Origin of the sequence: Pseudovibrio japonicus, assembly GCF_014651595.1 — a bacterium.
GTDB classification, from domain to species: domain Bacteria; phylum Pseudomonadota; class Alphaproteobacteria; order Rhizobiales; family Stappiaceae; genus Pseudovibrio; species Pseudovibrio japonicus.
The window spans coordinates 137,335-155,560 of sequence record NZ_BMXE01000001.1 but is presented as its reverse complement, the minus strand read 5'-3'; the positions used below and the strand labels follow the sequence as shown (position 1 = coordinate 155,560).

The 18,226-nt window shown below is 52.4% G+C and carries 16 protein-coding genes; 13 read left to right on the top strand and 3 right to left on the bottom strand.

The genetic code is table 11. The annotated features are described in order from the left end of the window. The first annotated feature begins 126 nt into the window (after positions 1 to 126). Both IE076_RS00630 and IE076_RS00625 read left to right on the top strand, forming a co-directional pair. Positions 127 to 1,626: an NCS1 family nucleobase:cation symporter-1 gene (locus IE076_RS00630; RefSeq protein ID WP_189434413.1), complete on the top strand. Its 1,500-nt coding sequence runs from the start codon at positions 127 to 129 to the stop codon at positions 1,624 to 1,626. Positions 1,627 to 1,704: 78 nt separating this feature from the next. Further along, on the top strand, positions 1,705 to 1,992 hold the full coding sequence (locus IE076_RS00625; protein ID WP_189434411.1) for a DUF1330 domain-containing protein: 288 nt from the start codon (positions 1,705 to 1,707) through the stop codon (positions 1,990 to 1,992). Positions 1,993 to 2,068: 76 nt separating this feature from the next. Here the strand turns inward: IE076_RS00625 and IE076_RS00620 are convergent, their stop codons facing one another. Together IE076_RS00620 and IE076_RS00615 are read right to left on the bottom strand one after the other, a co-directional pair. Further along, positions 2,069 to 3,703: an AMP-binding protein gene (locus IE076_RS00620; RefSeq protein ID WP_189434406.1), complete on the bottom strand. Its 1,635-nt coding sequence runs from the start codon at positions 3,701 to 3,703 to the stop codon at positions 2,069 to 2,071. Positions 3,704 to 3,762: 59 nt separating this feature from the next. Then, entirely contained in the window at positions 3,763 to 4,431 is a 669-nt protein-coding gene (locus IE076_RS00615; RefSeq protein ID WP_189434402.1) for a TetR/AcrR family transcriptional regulator, read from the bottom strand. A 130-nt stretch (positions 4,432 to 4,561) separates the two neighbouring features. Here IE076_RS00615 and dctP point away from each other — a divergent pair, with 130 nt between their 5' ends. From dctP to IE076_RS00595, 4 genes are all read left to right on the top strand, one after another. Next, positions 4,562 to 5,560 (top strand): TRAP transporter substrate-binding protein DctP, encoded by a 999-nt coding sequence (dctP, locus tag IE076_RS00610; protein ID WP_189434399.1) that lies wholly within the window; start codon positions 4,562 to 4,564, stop codon positions 5,558 to 5,560. A 57-nt stretch (positions 5,561 to 5,617) separates the two neighbouring features. Beyond that, a complete protein-coding gene (locus tag IE076_RS00605) occupies positions 5,618 to 6,106 on the top strand; it encodes a TRAP transporter small permease (protein ID WP_189434396.1) in 489 nt (162 codons plus the stop codon). Further along, complete coding sequence (locus IE076_RS00600; RefSeq protein WP_189434392.1) at positions 6,103 to 7,365, top strand: TRAP transporter large permease; 1,263 nt, start codon at positions 6,103 to 6,105, stop codon at positions 7,363 to 7,365. Before IE076_RS00605 ends, IE076_RS00600 begins: the two co-directional genes overlap by 4 nt. 191 nt (positions 7,366 to 7,556) lie before the next feature. After that, positions 7,557 to 8,258, top strand: coding sequence for an HD domain-containing protein (locus IE076_RS00595; protein ID WP_189434389.1), 702 nt, complete (start codon positions 7,557 to 7,559; stop codon positions 8,256 to 8,258). Between the two features lie 3 nt (positions 8,259 to 8,261). On the opposite strand, the gene IE076_RS00590 is transcribed toward IE076_RS00595, so the two are convergent. Further along, complete coding sequence (locus tag IE076_RS00590) at positions 8,262 to 9,410, bottom strand: LacI family DNA-binding transcriptional regulator (RefSeq protein WP_244649576.1); 1,149 nt, start codon at positions 9,408 to 9,410, stop codon at positions 8,262 to 8,264. A 110-nt stretch (positions 9,411 to 9,520) separates the two neighbouring features. Here IE076_RS00590 and IE076_RS00585 point away from each other — a divergent pair, with 110 nt between their 5' ends. The 7 genes from IE076_RS00585 to IE076_RS00555 all read left to right on the top strand — a co-directional run bounded on the left by IE076_RS00585 (position 9,521) and on the right by IE076_RS00555 (position 18,225). Next, positions 9,521 to 10,771, top strand: a complete 1,251-nt coding sequence (locus tag IE076_RS00585; protein ID WP_189434386.1) for an ABC transporter substrate-binding protein — start codon at positions 9,521 to 9,523, stop codon at positions 10,769 to 10,771. Positions 10,772 to 10,867: 96 nt separating this feature from the next. Beyond that, entirely contained in the window at positions 10,868 to 11,779 is a 912-nt protein-coding gene (locus IE076_RS00580; protein ID WP_189435562.1) for a carbohydrate ABC transporter permease, read from the top strand. Beyond that, positions 11,779 to 12,660, top strand: a complete 882-nt coding sequence (locus tag IE076_RS00575; RefSeq protein WP_189434383.1) for a carbohydrate ABC transporter permease — start codon at positions 11,779 to 11,781, stop codon at positions 12,658 to 12,660. Before IE076_RS00580 ends, IE076_RS00575 begins: the two co-directional genes overlap by 1 nt. A gap of 5 nt (positions 12,661 to 12,665) precedes the next feature. Beyond that, positions 12,666 to 13,781 (top strand): ABC transporter ATP-binding protein, encoded by a 1,116-nt coding sequence (locus IE076_RS00570; protein WP_189434380.1) that lies wholly within the window; start codon positions 12,666 to 12,668, stop codon positions 13,779 to 13,781. A gap of 787 nt (positions 13,782 to 14,568) precedes the next feature. Further along, entirely contained in the window at positions 14,569 to 15,201 is a 633-nt protein-coding gene (locus tag IE076_RS00565; RefSeq protein ID WP_189434377.1) for a TolB-like translocation protein, read from the top strand. A 288-nt stretch (positions 15,202 to 15,489) separates the two neighbouring features. Further along, positions 15,490 to 16,011, top strand: coding sequence for a MarR family winged helix-turn-helix transcriptional regulator (locus IE076_RS00560; RefSeq protein WP_189434375.1), 522 nt, complete (start codon positions 15,490 to 15,492; stop codon positions 16,009 to 16,011). A 63-nt stretch (positions 16,012 to 16,074) separates the two neighbouring features. After that, positions 16,075 to 18,225, top strand: coding sequence for a thiamine pyrophosphate-dependent enzyme (locus IE076_RS00555; RefSeq protein ID WP_189434374.1), 2,151 nt, complete (start codon positions 16,075 to 16,077; stop codon positions 18,223 to 18,225). Position 18,226: the final 1 nt, after the last annotated feature.

Sequence of the window (18,226 nt, the reverse complement as noted above, 5' to 3'; positions counted from 1 at the left end):
GTCGCGGTGCTGCCAAGCGCTGCGAGAGGACGGGGCGCCCGCGTGGGGTACGTGGGCTGATCATTAAATGCAGCGGAGTTTTTTCTAGGGACTCTGCTGTCTTTAAGCTGAGGGGGGAATTTTTCAATGTCGGATTCGACTATAGGCTCCACCGCGACTTCTGTTGCGGATGAGTTTGGTATTATCCATCAAGAACTCGTCGGAATTGACGGCGAACTTTACAACGAAGACCAGTTACCTACCGCACCTATAGCCCGCACATGGAACTGGGTTTCCATCTCCGCGCTCTGGGTGGGTATGGTGGTCTGTATCCCAACCTATTTGTTGGCGTCCTATCTGATCGGCTCAGGCATGAGCTGGGATCAGGCAGTCATGACAATCCTGCTGGCAAACGTGATTGTTCTTGTGCCGATGGTCCTAATCGGCCACGCAGGCACCAAATACGGCATTCCGTTCCCGGTTCTGTTGCGTTCGTCCTTTGGTCCTGCCGGTGCAAAAATTCCGGCTGTTGCCCGTGGTATCGTGGCGTGTGGCTGGTTCGGTATTCAAACATGGGTTGGCGGGTTCGCCATCTACGTGATCTTGAACACGCTCACCAGTGGCGGACTTGCAGGAGACCCACTGCCAGTGCTTGGCATCAATGCGGGCCAGTTTGCCTGCTTCATGGCGTTCTGGGCCCTGCACCTGTACTTCATCAAAAATGGCACTGAATCCATCCGCTGGCTGGAAACTTACGCCGCTCCATTCCTGCTCGCAATGGGTCTGGCGCTCCTCGCATGGGCCTATGTTAATGCAGGCGGTTTTGGCGCAATGCTTTCCACGCCAAGCCAGTTCGCGGAAGGCCAGCCAAAAGAGGGGCAGTTCTGGTCTATCTTCTGGCCAAGCCTGACAGGTATGGTGGGCTTCTGGGCAACTCTTGCTTTGAACATTCCTGACTTTACCCGTTATGCAAAAAGCCAGAAAGACCAGCTCATGGGACAGGCCATTGGTCTTCCAATCCCAATGGCATTGTTTGCTTTCATTGCATCTGCAGTAACATCTGCAACCGTTGTGATCTTTGGCGAAGCTGTCTGGAACCCGATTGACCTAGCTGAAAAAATGGGCGGCACCAGCATCATCGTTGCTCTGTTTGCGCTCATTGTTGCAACGCTAACCACAAACCTCGCAGCAAACGTCGTCGCCCCAGCACACGGTTTCTCCAATCTGTCTCCTAAGGCCATCAACCTGAGGCAAGGTGGTTACATCACGGCCGCCATTGGTGTCTTGATGTTCCCCTGGATTCTGGTTGATCACATTCAGGGCTGGCTGATTGCGTATTCAGCGCTGCTGGGGCCTATCGCAGGCATCATGCTGGCAGACTACTACCTGCTGCGCAAAACCAAGCTCAACGTGGAAGATCTGTTCAAGCACAACGGCATCTATTCTGGCTCAAACGGTTGGAACTGGGCAGGCGTGCTGGCGCTGGTCATCGGCGTCCTGCCAAACCTTCCGGGCTTCCTTGCAAGTGTCGGTCTTACCGGTGAAACCCAGGAGGTTTTCCGGACGATCTATGACTATGCATGGTTCGTTGGTTTGTTTGTAGCAGGCATTGCTTACCTTGCTCTGGCCAAAATCCTGAATAAGTAACAGGTCAATACACCGTAACGACAAGATGAGGAGGCGGCGTATCACGCGCCGCTTTCTCCTGTTTTAAAGGAAGAGAAGATGCCAAAAGCCTACTGGGTCGCTCACGTAACAGTCAAAGATCCTGAGCTCTACAAGCTCTACGCGGAAGGCGCTACGGCTGCCTTCAAAAAATATGGTGCTAACGTCTTGGCCCGCGGCGGCAAATTTGAAGATCTGGAAGGCAACAATCGCCCACGTAATGTGGTGATTGAGTTTCCCGATATGGAAACAGCAAAGGCTTGCTACAACAGTGTGGAGTATCAGACCGCCAGAAAGTACCGGGAAGATGCTGGCATCGCAAACCTGATCATCGTGGAAGGCGCCTGATGCAAATCACTTGAACACGCAAAAAAAGCCGCAGCAATCAAACTGCGGCTTTTTTCATATCTTCTGGAGAGAGTGCTTACTTGTCCCGCAGTTCCCTGCGCAGGATCTTACCCACTGTGGATTTTGGCAGTTCCTCCAAAAACTCAACATGCTTGGGCACTTTGTATGCAGCCAGCGCATCATGGCAGTAGGCCTTCACCGCTTCTGACGTCACTTCTTCAGAATTGCGAACCACAAATGCCTTCACCGCTTCACCGGTTCGCTGATCAGGAGTACCTGCAACGGCCACTTCAACCACACCGGAAATCTCCGCAATCACGGCCTCGACTTCAGCAGGATAAACGTTGAAGCCGGACACAAGCACCATGTCCTTCTTACGGTCCACGATCTTGAAGTTGTTGCGTTTATCCATGATAGCGATGTCACCGGTCCGGAAGAACCCGTCTGCGGTCATCACACCAGCAGTAGCATCTGGTTTGCGCCAATACCCCTGCATAACCTGCGGACCGCGTGCGCAAAGCTCGCCCGGCTGGCCCATAGGTACTTCATTGTCGTCCGCATCCAACAGCTTGATCTCGGTCATTGGCACGACCTGACCAACGGTCTCCGTAAACTCCTTGCTATCAAACGGATTCACGGAAAGAATTGGAGAGGTCTCGCTGAGGCCATAACCTTCAATGATGTGGTGACCAGTCACCTGTTTCCACTTATCCGAAACTGCCCGCTGAATGGCAGAGCCTCCACCCATGGCGAACTTGTAATTGCTGAAGTCCAGCTCATCAAAGCCCGGCGTATGCAGCAGCCCATTAAACAGCGTGTTCACGCCGGTAATCACACTCAGCTTGTGCTTCTTCAGCTCAGCCACAAATCCAGGCATGTCGCGTGGATTAGTGATCAGCACATTCTGCGATCCCAGCCAATAGTAGGAAAGACAATTCACCATGAGCGCAAAGATATGGTAGAGCGGCAACGCCGTGATAACCACTTCCTCGCCAGCCTTCATGAACCCGTCAGTTGCTGCATCAAATTGCATGACGTTTGCAACCAGATTGCCATGGCTCAGCGCCGCGCCTTTGGAGAGCCCAGTGGTTCCGCCAGTATATTGCAGGTAGATTAAATCGCTACGATTGATCTGCGGCGGGTCAAACTCCAGTTTCTCGCCCTTCGCGATCACGTCATTCACCGTAATGCGATCCGCAAACATCTCGTGCGCAGGCGGGGAGGGCAGGTCCACACCTGAGGCATCCCCCACGTTGGCAATCACCACATTCTTCACGGGCGTGTCTGCAATCACCTCTGCTAACGTGTTGCTGGAACCGGAGAAGATAAAGATGGTTTCGGTGTCTGCATCATTCAGCTGATGCTTCAGCTCACGCGGCGTGTAAAGCGGGTTGACGTTGACCTGAACCAGTCCGGCACGCAAAATGCCAAACATCACTACCGGGAACGCCAGAATGTTTGGAAGCATAATGGCAACGCGGTCGCCTTTCTTTAGCCCCAGCTCATTTTGCAGATAAGCAGCAACGGCGCGGGACTTTTCGTCCACGTCTTTATATGTAAGCGACTGGCCAAAATTGGTGAACGCCACATTATCTGGGAACCGGCTATTTGCCTCCTCAAATATCTCGACCACAGATGTGTAGGCATTCACGTTGATTGGCTTGGTAAATACAGTAGGTGTCCATGTTGGAGCACTAAGTGTATCAGTCATAATTCCTCCCAAAATTAAAACCTCTACGGATATCTTAGTATATTCTTACAGCGTTTGCCTCAGGAATATCGATCATCCTCAAGGATTTGATGGATCTTTTCTTTTTCGTTTTCAAAGTCTAGCGGCGGTGCAAGGCCAAGCACACCCATTCCGGCCCTGAAACCCACATCAACCATTGCCTGCGACCCGAAATGGGCAGGGCCTGCATTGCGTATCGCCTGATTTGCCGCAAAGCTGCTTATGAGCTGAATTGCCTCCCGAACCGACATCTCCCAGTCATCAGAAGGAATTTCGTCCCTATAGGGCTCACATAGTATCAGAATACGTTCAGTCGCTTTGATTGTTATTTGTTGAAATCTCTTCCAAATTTCCGGTTCCCGAGCGGAGATCTCATGAGCAGCGCGGTAAAGGCCGATGTTGTTCTGAAGCACCTGATGGTTCAAGGCAGCCATAAAGTAGATGGTACTTGCCAATGACCCCAAAGGATCTTGTAGGTCTTTACGAAGAGCTTCCATCTGCTCCTCATAGATCTCAAACAACCGCTCGAACAGCATTTCCTTGTTCTTGAAACGAAAATAGAAATTACCGGTCGAGGAACCCGCAAGCTGAACAATGTCTGAAACCCGTGCCCGTGCCACGCCCTCCTTGGCAAAAATTGTTTTTGCAGCCTCCAGAAAATTCTGCTCAGCCTCATAGCCGCGTTTCTGCTTTGGCTTATAAGATTTCATTTTACACTCAAACTAAACGGTAGGTCCCACTCGGAACGCAATAATAGTGTTGCCAAACTATAACAACTCTTGGCATTGAGCTATAGATAATAGATGAATGTAGCTGTGAATTGGGAATATCGGGGGGACAATGAAACTACGTGGTTTTTTGCTCGGGGCAGTGCTGTCCCTCACTGTGCCCGCAGGCGCAGCTGAAGCTGCCAAAGAGCTGAGATTTGCAACCAGTGCACCTCTCGGCACCCCCTGGGTAAATCATGTAGAACGCATGATAGAAAAGATGTCCGACAATTCGGGCGGCACTCTGCAGGCAGAACTCTTTCATGCTGGCCAGCTCGGAACCGAGCCGGTGATGGTGCAAAAAACGGTTCGGGGACGCATTGATGTGCTTGGCTCTTCCCTGACCGCGTTCTCCACCGTGGTTCCTGAACTTGCTCTGTTGGGTGTCCCGTTCCTTTGGGACAATTACGCCCAGGTTGATTGCGCGATGGAGCAACACCTGATGCCGGTTTTTGAACCTCTCTTTGAAGAAAAGGGCCTCAAGTTCCTTCAATGGAGTGAGCTGGGCTGGGTTCACACCTTTGGCACAAAACCTTTTCTCTCTCCTGACGATGTAAAGGCGGTCAAAGTGCGCGCCGCACCCGCAAAATATTCCGTCAACTTCTGGACAGGGATGGGGGCCAACAGTGTGGTGCTCCCTCTAGCTGAAACGCCGTCTGCATTGCAAACCGGCATGGTGGAGGGGGGAACCTTGCCAGCCGTCACCTATGTTGCCATGGGCATGGGCAAACTTGCGCCGCACCTGACACTGTCTTCGCATCTGCACCAGCCCGCAGCCGTGGTGATGAGTATGCGCACATGGAAGAAGCTAAGCCGCGAAGAGCAGACCAGCATCACCAATGCACTCGTCCCTTTAAAGGATGTTCGCAATGACGTGCGTACCATGGCAGAAAGCATGGTCGCCGACTTTAAACAAAGCGGCGGTCACGTCTATGAGCTGTCCCCGGAACAACGCGAAGAGTGGAAGAACGCTGTCTTGCCACAACGCGACGAACTGGTGCGTTCAATTGGTGGACGAGCCCAAGAGATCTGGCCGAAAATTATTGCGGCGAAGCGAGCCTGTGCGCTCTAAGACCTGACACCCGAAAGGAAGAGCCCGGCGGATTTTAAGGGCTCTTTTCATTTTTTTATGAAGCGATTCTTCCATCTGTTGTACCGGGTAGAAGCAACACTCGCGGCAACGGCCTACGTCATTGTTGTTCTTGCCATGCTGATAGATATCATTGGCCGGGAGTTCTTTGATCTCTCACTGATGCACAGCAGTAAGGTGGCTCTATTTTCCGCCATTGTCGCAGGCATGCTCGGCCTTGGCCTTGCAACCTCATCCGGCACACACATCCGACCAAGGATCACTGACCACCTGTTGCCGGAAGGCTGGAAAATACCTTTGCAAAGGCTGGGGGATGCCATTAGCGCTGGTGTCTTCCTCTTTGCCGGCTACATTTCATTCGAGCTGGTACGCTCCTCTTATGAAATCGGCTTTTTGGTTCCCGTGGTGGATTGGCCGCTCTGGTGGTTTCAATCCATTATGCCCTACGCCTTTTGTTCCAACGCCCTCCGGCATGTCAGTTTCGCTTTGTCGCCCGCATTAAAACCAGCGGAGAAAGACGCCGGATGACCTATCCAATCCTCCTCTCACTCACCGTATTGGGAATGCTCCTGCTGCGGCAGAACCTGATCGTGATCCTGATGGTTCTCGGCGGCGCATTACAGCTCCTCTACAGTGATGGCGATCTGCTCTTTATGGCAGAGGATTTCTGGGCAGCAGTTGACCGCGAGGTGTTGCTCTCGATCCCGGTGTTTCTCCTTTGTGGTTCCATCATGAGCCGCGGGGCAATTGCAGAGCGCCTTGTCATGGTCCTCAAGGCGTTGACAGGTTCACTTGCTGGTGGGCTCGGTGTCGCAGCAATCCTCGCCTCGGCATTTTTTGCAGCAATCTCCGGCTCATCCATGGTCACCCTGCTGGCTGTGGGATCAGTGCTTTATCCGGCACTGAAAGAGCAGGGTCATACAACACGTTACTCTCTTGGGGCTTTGACGAGCGCGGGAACACTGGGTGTTGTCATTCCCCCCAGCATCCCCATGATTGTCTATGGTCTGGTTACAGAAACATCCATCACAGATATGTTTCTGGCTGGCATCATTCCGGGACTATTGCTCACACTTCTTCTAGCGCTCTACTCTGCATGGACAAACAGGTCCATGCCCCGGATAGGGTTTGATTTCGCTGCCCTGCGGCGTGCAGTGACCAATGGAATATGGTCTTTGCTCATGCCCGTCATTCTGCTTGGCGGCATCTATTCTGGCTACTTCACCGCAACAGAGAGCGCTGCCGTAGCACTGGCATATGCGCTGGTCGTTGAGCTCTGCATCTATAAAGAACTCACGTTGGCCGGACTATGGGAAGCAGTCATTCATACAACGCAACTGCTCGGTGGCTTGCTGCCGATTATCGCCATCGCTGCTACTTTGAATATGGTGCTGACCACCGAACAGGTCCCAAGCCAGCTGGCCGAGTGGATGTCGTGTCATGTAGACCAAAAATGGATATTCCTCATTTGCCTGAACCTGCTGCTGTTGCTGGTTGGCATCTTCATGGAAATCATCTCCGCCGTGCTGATCATGGCGCCCATTCTGATGCCCATCGCCAGTGTCTATGGCATAGATCCGGTGCATCTCGGCATCATCATGATCATCAATCTGGAAATCGGACTGCTGACGCCGCCCGTTGGTATTAATCTGATTGTGGCCTCGCAGGCATTTCGGGAGAGCTTCTGGACAGTTACCAAATCAGTCATACCATTCGTCCTGCTTATGCTTGTTGCACTACTTCTCGTCACCTTCCTGCCAGTCCTTTCCCTGGTCTTTGTGCGCTAATCATTTAGCAAGCCTCAATGAAGACCAGAAACGGTGCAAAAGTACTCCGAAGAATAACTGCGTCATGCATCACTCCAGCAGTCACTCCATCGGGCATGGATAGATTTTTATAGGTAGTCAGAACAGTTTACCCTCGAAATGTTAGGTGACCTGACGTAGGATTTGGGTTCGTTCAATAACTGCGAGTTCATATGATTGAGTTTGAGAAGAATTTGGAAGCTGCGCTGAAAGCGTATGATCAAAGTGAAGATGCCAGCCACGATCTCTACCACGCCCGCCGCGTTAAACTGGCCGCGCTGGATATCGCGCAGCGCCGCGGGGAGGGGGATGAGGAAGTGCTCGTTGCAGCCGCCTACCTGCATGATCTGGTCAACGTGCCCAAGAATTCCCCTGAGCGCTCAAAAGCCTCAAAACTGTCTGCTGAAGCTGCCGAGCCAATCCTCAAGGAGCTGGGCGTCTCTGCCCAGAAGATCGAACAAATCAAACATGCCATTGAAGCCCACAGCTTTTCTGCAGAGATTCCACCACAAACCATTGAGGCCAAGATCCTGCAGGACGCCGACCGGCTTGAATCCCTCGGCGCAATCGGCATTGCCCGTACGTTTTACATAGCAAAGATCATGAACTCCCACCTGTTCCACGGTGGAGACCTGTTCGCCAGCGAACGCGAGCTCAACGACAAGTCCTTCGGTGTCGATCATTTTGCGCTCAAACTGCTCAAGCTGCACAAAACCATGCAGACCAAGGAAGGGCGTGACGTTGCCCGTGAGCGTACTGATTATATGATCGGCTTCTTAAAGCAGTTGGCCGCTGAAACAGGCTTTAACTATCCTGAGGGCGATGAGTTCTGGATTGAACAGGAAGCCTCCCAAACCTCCAAGGCTGCTTTCTGACCCTCAGTTCTGAAAAGAATCGAGGGACGGGAAGGAAATATCTGGGTCCTGAATGGTCTGTTCAAACGGACCATCAGGCTGCTGCATGGTTTTAAGCAGGTTGGTGCCCAACAAAATACCTGCCTGCCGAATATCCTCACCGATATTATCAATATGCGGATCAATTTGACTGAGCGTCTGCGAACTTGATTTCACAACCGCATCAAAATCCACACCGCGTTCTTTGCCTGCCTGACGATAGCCGTTGGCAATAGCAAGGAAAGAAGTCTCACCCGGACATATAAACCCGTCGGGTGCATCAGTGGTTTCCGCAATGGTGCGCGCCCATTCAAAAACCTCCGGCATACCAGAATCGAGACTGATCCCTTCAGGAATATGAGACTGTAGCCCCTCCTGACGAATAGCCCGCATGTAGCCATAGTTCAGATGCTGATAGAAGGTGAAATGGTCAGGCGGCAGGATAATGCAGATTCGCCGACGGCCCTTTTGCATCAGTCGCAACACAGATTCGTACGCAAACTTCTCGTTGTCATAGTCAACAAAGGCGTGCTGATAGCCAAATTCTGTCCGCCCATGTGAGGTGAATGGAAAACTTCGCTCCCGTAAAAAGCGTACTCTCTCATCAAATGGTCGAGTTCTCGAAAAAATAATCCCGTCAGCCAGCTGGTTTCGCACGATGTATTCCACAGGTTCCATGGGATCACCGCCCAAAAACTGTGGAGTAACATTCAAATGATAGCCCGTCCCGGCCAGTGTATGCGCCACACCGGTGATCAATGAGTTCCCGAAACCCAGAATCTCGTTGTGAGGATCCAGAATCAATGAGATAACTTTGGTCTTGCCGGTCCGCAATCTTTGCGCTGCACGGTCCGGAACATAGCCGATTTCCTCAGCAATTTTGCGTACGCGACGCCGGGTTGCCTGCGCAATTTTCTCATCGCCCTGCAGCGCGCGCGAGACAGTTGTCACCGCAAGCCCGGTCATCTCTGCAATTGTTTTCTGCGTAGGTTTCGTCGCGGCATGAGTGGAGGAAATTGGCGGTTTTCGTATGGGCATGTGAAACCAGTTTACCTCCCTAAGATCAACTGAATAGCATTTGTAACGATGCAAAAAAAAATGCGATCTCCATTTGTTACGAAAAACATCATTCAAGTCAATGGGTTCACATTTGGGATTGACATATCTAATATTTGTAACGTTATAAGTTCTATGTTAGTCGTATTTTTGTGTAGAAATTTAAAGTTGTGATCGGGAGGCAACACATGCACAAACTTCTAGTAAAAACCACATCCGCTTTGGCTCTGCTGGCAGCAACCGCTGGTACATCTGTGGCAGCAGACGTGGAGGTGCTGCACTGGTGGACGTCGGGTGGCGAGGCAGCTGCACTGAACGTTCTGAAGGATGACCTGGAATCTCAGGGTATCGGTTGGGCAGATATGCCTGTAGCAGGCGGTGGCGGCGAAAGCGCGATGACCGTTCTGCGTGCACGTGTAACCGCTGGTAACGCACCAACAGCTGTTCAGATGCTCGGCTTCGACATTCAGGATTGGGCAAAAGAGGGCGCCTTGGCAAACCTCAACGAAGTTGCAGCTAAAGAAGGCTGGGACGACGTTGTACCTGCTGCGCTTCAGCGCTTTGCTAAGTTCGATGGCAAGTGGATTTCCGCGCCTGTTAACGTGCACTCCACCAACTGGGTATGGGCAAACAAAGCTGTTTTGGACAAAAACGGCATTGCAATGCCAACCACTTGGGAAGAGTTTACTGCAGCGCTTGATAAGCTCAAAGCAGCTGGCGTAACACCGCTCGCACACGGCGGTCAGCCTTGGCAGGATGCAACCCTGTTCGACGCAGTCGTCATGAGCACCGGTGGTCCGGACTTCTATAAAGCTGCCTTCATCGATCTTGACGAAGAAGCTCTTGGTTCTGACACCATGAAAGAAGCGTTCGATCGCATGGGTGTTCTGCGTGCAAACGTTGACAAGAACTTCTCCGGTCGTGACTGGAACCTTGCAACTGCAATGGTCATCAACGGTGACGCTGGCTTCCAGATGATGGGTGACTGGGCAAAGGGTGAGTTCCTTGGCGCAGGCAAGAAGCCGGGCGAAGATTTCCTTTGCTTCCGCTTCCCTGGTACTCAGAACCAGGTAACCTTCAACGCTGACCAGTTCGCTATGTTCGATCAGGGTGGTGAAGTGTCTGCCGAGCAGGCAGCTCTTGCAAGCGCGATCATGTCACCAAACTTCCAGTCTGCATTCAACGTTGTGAAGGGCTCTGTTCCTGCACGCACCGACGTCTCCGACGAAGCGTTTGATGCATGTGGTCAGAAGGGCATGAAAGATCTGGCAGCAGCTGCGTCCTCTGGCAACCTGTACGGTTCCATGGCACACGGCCACGCTGCACCAGCATCCGTCAAAAACGCCATTTATGACGTTGTAACCGCACACTTCAACGGTGAGTACGATTCTGCTTCCGCAGTTGAAGAGCTGGTCGACGCGGTTTCCATCGCGAAGTAATTTCTGGTGGGGCCGATACGTCGGCCCCATTTTCCCAAAACAACATATAATCTGGGGGCAGGGATCATGGTCGATCAGACCAACTCATCCGTTGCCATGGCCGCTGACTATGCGACGCCAACGGCAGTAAAACCGGACCTTCGGACAAGACTCCAAAATCTCATTCCAAAACTGGTGCTATCACCCTCCTTGGCTCTGATGTTGGTCTTTGTCTATGGATTTATCGTTTTCTCCGTATACCTTTCCTTCACAGGAAGCCGCATCCTGCCAAGCTATGAGTGGGTCGGACTGGAGAACTATGAGAAGCTATTCCGGCTGCGGCATTGGTCCATTGCCATCACAAACCTAGGCGTTTTCGCCAGTTTGTACATCGCGATCTGTATTGCAATCGGCTTGAGCCTTGCAATTTTTCTGGACCAGAAGATCCGCGGCGAGGGCTTCTTGCGCCCAATCTTCCTGTATCCGATGGCGCTTAGCTTTATCGTGACAGGTACTGCATGGAAGTGGTTCCTCGATCCGGGCATTGGCCTTGAGCACACAATGCATCTGTGGGGCTGGGAGAGCTTCCAGTTCGACTGGATCAAAAACCGCGATTTTGCAATCTACACCGTTGTAATCGCAGCTGTCTGGCAAACGAGTGGCTTCGTCATGGCCATGTTCCTTGCTGGTCTGCGCGGCATCGACAACGAGATCCTGAAAGCAGCACAAATCGACGGTGCCTCCAACTGGAACATGTACCGCCGCATCATCATCCCGCAGCTGCGTCCAGCGTTCCTGTCTGCCTTCGTGATCCTGTCGCACCTGGCCATTAAGTCCTACGACCTTGTCGTGGCACTCACAGGCGGCGGACCGGGCCGGGCGACTGAGGTGCCGGCGACCTTCATGTACTCCTACACCTTCACGCGCAACCAGATGGGCATCGGCGCCAGCTCCGCTGTGATCATGCTCATGACCGTTGCTGCGATCATGGTGCCATATCTTTATGCCGAACTGCGGGAGAAGAAATAATGTCCGTAGCCTCGACAGAAAATGCCATCAGCACAGGGCGCATCACCCGCGCCTTCATTTACCTGATGCTGATCCTGTTCGCCACGTTCTACCTGCTGCCCTTCGGCATCATGCTCATCAACTCCGTCAAGCCTCTTTCAGAGATCAACGGCGGCAACATGATGGCACTGCCGCAGGTCTTCACGCTTGAGCCATGGTTCAAGGCCTGGAACAGTGCGCAGATCGGTGTGGAACCAACAGGCCTGCAGCCATATTTCTGGAACTCCCTGAAAATGGTGTTCCCGGCAGTGGCAATCTCAACCGTTCTGGGTGCGCTCAACGGTTACGTGCTGACCAAGTGGCGTTTTAAGGGTGACACCATCCTGTTCGGTCTGATGCTGTTTGCCTGCTTCATTCCATTCCAGATCGTTCTGATCCCAATGGCCCGTGTGCTCGGCTTCCTTGGAATTGCTGGTTCAACACCGGGTCTGGTGCTGGTGCACGTGGTCTACGGCCTTGGCTTCACCACGCTCTATTTCCGGAATTACTATCAGGTGTTCCCGACAGAGCTGATCCGTGCAGCCCAGATCGACGGGGCAGGGTTCTTCCGTATCTTCTGGCGCATTATGCTGCCAAGTTCCGGTCCGATCATCGTTGTTTCTGTCATCTGGCAGTTCACCAACATCTGGAACGACTTCCTGTTCGGCGCGTCTTTTGCGGATCTTGACAGCCAGCCAATGACAGTTGCGCTGAACAACCTTGTCAGCTCTTCAACGGGCGTCAAAGAATATAACGTTCATTTTGCCGGAGCGATCCTCGCCGCATTGCCGACACTGCTCGTGTACATCGTGGCTGGCCGCTACTTCGTAAGAGGCCTGATGGCCGGATCGGTAAAGGGATAAGACCTATGAGCTTTCTCAAAATCAACAATGCGACCAAGTCTTACGGCTCTACCGAGGTACTTCACAACATCGATATCGATGTAGAGGAAGGAGAGTTCCTCGTTCTCGTCGGGCCGTCCGGTTGCGGAAAATCCACGCTGCTCAATATGATTGCTGGTCTGGAGGACATCACCTCCGGCACCATCTCCATCAAAGGGCAGACCATGAACGGGGTTCACCCGTCCAAGCGCAACATCGCCATGGTGTTCCAGTCCTACGCTCTGTACCCGAACATGACGGTTGGTCAGAACATCACCTTCGGTCTGGAAATGCATGGCATTGCCAAGCCAGAGCGTGAAAAGGCAATGAGCGAAGTTGCAGAGATGCTGCAGATCAAACCGCTGCTGAGCCGCAAACCGGGCCAGCTCTCCGGTGGTCAGCGCCAGCGTGTCGCCATGGGACGCGCCCTTGTGCGTGATCCGGACGTCTTCCTGTTTGACGAGCCGCTCTCCAACCTTGATGCCAAGCTGCGCGTTGATATGCGCACGGAAATCAAGAAGCTGCACCAGAAGCTTGGAACCACTATTGTTTACGTGACCCACGATCAGATCGAGGCAATGACGCTGTCCACGCGCATCGCCGTAATGAATGGTGGTTACGTGCAGCAGCTGGGAACGCCAAAAGAGATCTATGACACCCCGGCAAACTTGTTTGTCGCCAGCTTCATGGGCTCCCCAAGCATGAACCTCGTTCCGGCTAAAGTGGTCGCCAACGGAGAGGGCATCTTCGCGCAGCTCCCGACTGGCCTGAGCGAACAGGTGAACCTGAAGTTCTCCAACCCCACTGAGGCGCTCAAAAGCTTTGATCAGAAAGAGATTGTTCTGGGTATCCGCCCTGAAGCGATCACTGATCCTGATGGTGCAGACCAAAAAGCCAACCACATTGAGCAGATTACAAACCGCGTTATCGTAACCGAGCCAGCAGGCTCGGATACCTACGTGATGTCATCTCTGGGCGGAAAAGACTGCAACGCACGTATGCGTGCAGACGCACAGGTTATTGCCGGACAGGACGTGCCTTTCGCGATCAACATGGACAAAGCTCTCCCGTTTGATCCGTTCTCCGAAAAACGCATCGCGTAAGTTTTTGAGAGAAAGAAAATTTGAAAAGCCGGAGTGGAAACACTCCGGCTTTTTTGCGTTTTCTGGATGGAGGAAGCAGAGTAACCGTGCAGCACCCAGCTTGCCGACCGGCTTGTAGTCTGTGCCAAAGCCCATAAAGTGCAAATGGTCCACCAACTTGGCACCCGCGATATAGCGCAGGTGAAAAGCTTCCTCTCACATATTATTGAGGCGCTCGAAACCGAATGACCTAATATTCACGCAATGACCTGGCGTTCTCTAAGGAGCTTTTGATGGACCAATTCTCCAAATCGAATAGGGCGTTGCCTTCTGCCTTCAGAGAATACCTAGTTTTAGGCTTTCTTATTGTAGTCGTAGCGCTCTTGGGCAATGGACTATGGTTATACGTCAATGCAAATTCTGAGCCTAAGCAAAATACTTTCGGAGTCTATTTTGATGCCAACGAAACATACTTTGCATTCTTCCACGTCCTATCTGAGACGGAGTATGGAGTAGTCCTTTACAATACTGACACGGACGAAACAAAGTTTTACACCTCGTCAGAAAAAGTAATCCGGTCTCCACGCTTTAGTCACAACTCTGACGAGATATACCTTTCTGCAGATTCACTTTTGAATACCGACGCCACCAATAGTGATGCCAATACCGGAACTTTCACGAGCCATCTATATAGATGCAACATAGCAAACGACAGTTGTGACCGACAGTTCGACTTTCCCGGAAGTATCCGCGATACAGCAGAGCTCGAGGATGGCAATATTCTTTTCTCCGGGGCACGCCCTAAAATGTGGCGAGTCCCTGGACGCCCGACAAAGTTTATGTCGGCTATCGCAATTCTGATTTTTATCTTTTTAATCAAGACACTCGCGCAATCGAAAAACTAACAAACCTTAATGTTTCTGTGCTGAGGCCAATTAGTGTCGCCGGACGCCTTGTCGCATTTCGGATGCTTCCCACAATTCAAATGCGAATGAGAAATGATGACATCACTAGTGAGATCTATTTAGCCAGTTTGAACAGCTATAACCACTTTGAAGACCTATCGAAAGCCATAAGTAAGCCCTTTATCTCCTATGGAACTCGGACCAATATAGATCCTTCACTATCTCCCGACGGTCGATACCTTGTTTTTGAGGCTGCTACCAGTGAGCCTGGGGTCAAGAATTGGGTTTATATATTTGTTATAGCCGATGTGCAGTCCAAAAGTATTGTCAAAGTGTTTGCCCCAATGAAGATTGCCAACGCCTACAAACTTTCTATGCCGGTGTTCGTCGATAACACTACCATCCGATATATGCAGATTGAGCGGGATGAATATTCTCTATGGGAATACTCTCTTCAGAGCAGAGAAGCAGAACTCATCAAGCGAATAAAAATGAGCGATATCGCACTTCAGCAACGGATCGATATCTCAAGATAGCAACGTTGGTATCCTGCCTGGGTAGATAAGATGTTCAACGCTTCTGGAGAGCACATAATCTTATCGACATTAACTGACCCACTATCGAGATCAGCTCAAAAGATAATTGGATGAAGCCTATCAGCAGCATGACACCACTTATAACCGCGATGACCCGCATCAGGCCTACAAAGCCACTAAGGAAATAACTATAGAATTGCAGTTGCTATAAATATGTAAATGCATATAGTTGCGTGCAGGCTCGGCAAATCAAATGAGGCCTGCTGAAAACAAGAGAGAGTGCACCACATGAATGAGATGCCCGGTGAACAAGCTCCCGAGAGTGAACAGAGCGGACAACATGCAAAACCGGTCTCTGCCCCAAGAACGCTGGGAGAGGTCGGGCTAAGCCACTTTGCGCCTTATCTCATGAACCGGATCATGGGCAGGTACAATGAGAGTTTGCGGCAAAAACTGAATAAATCAGGGCTGTCTGTCGCCAAGATGCGAGCGTTGGCCGTGCTGTCCGTGGTGGACGGGCTAATGATCAACGAACTCTCGGTCTATTCGGTGATCGAGCAATCGACCCTGAGCCGCACGCTGGATGCCATGGAAAAGGAAGGCCTGATCCATCGTCAAGCCAGTGAGCAGGACAACCGCGTGCGTCATATCTTTCTGACCGAAGCAGGACGCACGTCATTTGCAAAAATGTGGCCGCATATGCGTGATGAGTACAGCACAATGTTCAAAGGCGTCTCACAAGCCGAGCATGACGCCTTTTTGGTGACACTGCGCAAGATGCTGGCAAACATACGAAAGCACGACTTCTAGCGCGGTTCTTTAAAGACAAAGAACACGGCACAGGATCTGTCATGCTTTCCGGAAGGAGGGAGTATGGCGGAAAGATCCTTTGTCAAAGAGGTTGAAAAACTTCGGGCTGGTGAGGGCCAGTTGTTTCGTGGTGAGGGCATTCTGGCCATCACCAAAGCGCTTCTTGAAAACGGCGTTGGCTATGTGGGCGGCTATCAGGGCGCACCGATCAGCCATCTCATGGACGTACTGGCAGATGCTCAGGATATTCTGGGCGAGCTTGGCGTGCACTTTGAGGCCAGTGCCAGCGAAGCTGCCGCAGCTGCTATGCTGGCGGCCTCTGTTCATTATCCCATTCGCGGAGCAGTCACCTTCAAATCAACTGTGGGCACCAACGTTGCCTCTGATGCGCTGGCTAATCTGGCATCGGGCGGTGTCACCGGTGGTGCTCTTGTCATTGTTGGCGAGGACTATGGCGAAGGTTCCTCAATCATGCAGGAGCGCAGCCACGCCTTTGCAATGAAAAGCCAGATCTGGCTGCTCGACCCACGCCCCAACTTACCCTCCATCGTCAAAGCGGTTGGTGATGCCTTCGACCTCTCCGAAGCATCAAACACACCCGTCATGCTGCAGGTCCGCATCCGCAGCTGTCATGTCCACGGTGAGTTCACCACAAAAGACAATCGCCGCCCAACAATGACGGTGGCCGATGCGCTGGAAAATCCCAGACGCGACTTGGATCGCATCGTCCTGCCTCCAGCCTCATTCCGGCATGAGCAGGAGAAGGTGACCAAGCGTCTGCCAGCAGCACTTGAGTATATTCAATCGCATGGGCTCAACGAGTTGTTCGGCCCAAAGGAGCATAAGGTCGGCATCATCCTGCAAGGCGGCATGTACAACGGTGTCATCCGTGCGCTGCAACGCCTCGGCCTTGCCGACATCAACGGCGAAACCGAAATCCCGCTCTATGTCATGAACGTGACCTATCCACTGGTGCCAGACGAGCTTATGCAATTCTGCAAGAGCAAGGACGCAGTGCTCGTGGTTGAAGAGGGCTACCCCGATTATATCGAGCAAGCCATCGGCGCCATGCTGCAAAAGGAAGGCCTGAGCACCAAACTGGAGGGCAAAGGCCCATTCCCGCAAGCAGGCGAATACACCGGGCAGGTGATGCTGGACAGTATCCAGACCTTCCTTGCAACCCACTCAGATGTCTTGCCCGGAAAAGGTCGCGCGCCCAACACCCCCGGACCTTCGCCAGATGTGGAGCAGCTGCAAGACGTGGTGCCCATGCGCCCGCCGGGCTTTTGTATCGGCTGTCCCGAGCGCCCGATCTTCGCCGCAACGAAACTGGTGGAGGAAGAACTTGGCCCCCACCACATCGCCTCTGATATTGGCTGCCACCTGTTCTCCATCATGCCACCGTTTGGCATCGGCTCCACCACAATGGGCTACGGTCTTGGACCTGCTTCAGCCTCCGCGTTCAATACGACTGAAACGGATAGGCGCTCCATCTCGTTCATTGGAGACGGCGGCTTCTGGCACAACGGCCTCACCAGCTCCATCAGTAATGCGGTCTTCAACCAGAATGACGGCGTCATTGTCATTGTCGATAACTACTATTCGGCGGCAACTGGCGGGCAGGATGTCCTGTCCTCGCGGGCAGACAACAAACGCAAATCCACCAAACACCCCATCACAGAGGCGGTGAAAGGCGTCGGCGTCAAATGGGTCCGCCAGATCGACCGCACCTATAACGTCCCGCAGATGCAAGCAGTATTAAAGGAAGCGCTGACAACCTCTGTAAAAGGTCCGAAAGTCATCGTTGCTTCCTCAGAGTGCATGCTCAACAAACAGCGCCGTGAAAAGCCGATCATCAATCACGCTATCAACGAGCAGAAACGTGTCGTCAAAACCCGCTTCGGCGTTGATGAAGATATCTGTACAGGCGACCACGCCTGTATGCGCCTGTCCGGTTGCCCGTCTCTCACACTCAAAGAACTGGATGACCCACTGCGCGATGATCCAGTTGCCTACATCGATCAGAACTGCGTCGGCTGCGGCAACTGCGGGGAGGTCGCCGACGCGGCCATCCTATGTCCTTCCTTCTATCAGGCAGACACCATCCATAATCCAAGCAAGTTCGAGCGCATCGTCGGCAAGATGCGCGCTGGGTTCATCAGCGCCCTACAAAACTGGCGTGAGCGCCGCTCATTGACCATTGAGGAGGTGTAAT

Bases quoted from the DNA above. Each gene is read 5' to 3' on its own strand.
- IE076_RS00605 (WP_189434396.1), top strand. From the start codon at position 5,618: ATGAAGCGATTCTTCCATCTGTTGTACCGGGTAGAAGCAACACTCGCG.
- IE076_RS00580 (WP_189435562.1), top strand. From the start codon at position 10,868: ATGGCCGCTGACTATGCGACGCCAACGGCAGTAAAACCGGACCTTCGG.
- IE076_RS00630 (WP_189434413.1), top strand. From the start codon at position 127: ATGTCGGATTCGACTATAGGCTCCACCGCGACTTCTGTTGCGGATGAG.
- IE076_RS00620 (WP_189434406.1), bottom strand. From the start codon at position 3,703: ATGACTGATACACTTAGTGCTCCAACATGGACACCTACTGTATTTACC.
- IE076_RS00595 (WP_189434389.1), top strand. From the start codon at position 7,557: ATGATTGAGTTTGAGAAGAATTTGGAAGCTGCGCTGAAAGCGTATGAT.
- IE076_RS00585 (WP_189434386.1), top strand. From the start codon at position 9,521: ATGCACAAACTTCTAGTAAAAACCACATCCGCTTTGGCTCTGCTGGCA.
- dctP (WP_189434399.1), top strand. From the start codon at position 4,562: ATGAAACTACGTGGTTTTTTGCTCGGGGCAGTGCTGTCCCTCACTGTG.
- IE076_RS00625 (WP_189434411.1), top strand. From the start codon at position 1,705: ATGCCAAAAGCCTACTGGGTCGCTCACGTAACAGTCAAAGATCCTGAG.
- IE076_RS00600 (WP_189434392.1), top strand. From the start codon at position 6,103: ATGACCTATCCAATCCTCCTCTCACTCACCGTATTGGGAATGCTCCTG.
- IE076_RS00575 (WP_189434383.1), top strand. From the start codon at position 11,779: ATGTCCGTAGCCTCGACAGAAAATGCCATCAGCACAGGGCGCATCACC.
- IE076_RS00615 (WP_189434402.1), bottom strand. From the start codon at position 4,431: ATGAAATCTTATAAGCCAAAGCAGAAACGCGGCTATGAGGCTGAGCAG.
- IE076_RS00570 (WP_189434380.1), top strand. From the start codon at position 12,666: ATGAGCTTTCTCAAAATCAACAATGCGACCAAGTCTTACGGCTCTACC.
- IE076_RS00555 (WP_189434374.1), top strand. From the start codon at position 16,075: ATGGCGGAAAGATCCTTTGTCAAAGAGGTTGAAAAACTTCGGGCTGGT.
- IE076_RS00560 (WP_189434375.1), top strand. From the start codon at position 15,490: ATGAATGAGATGCCCGGTGAACAAGCTCCCGAGAGTGAACAGAGCGGA.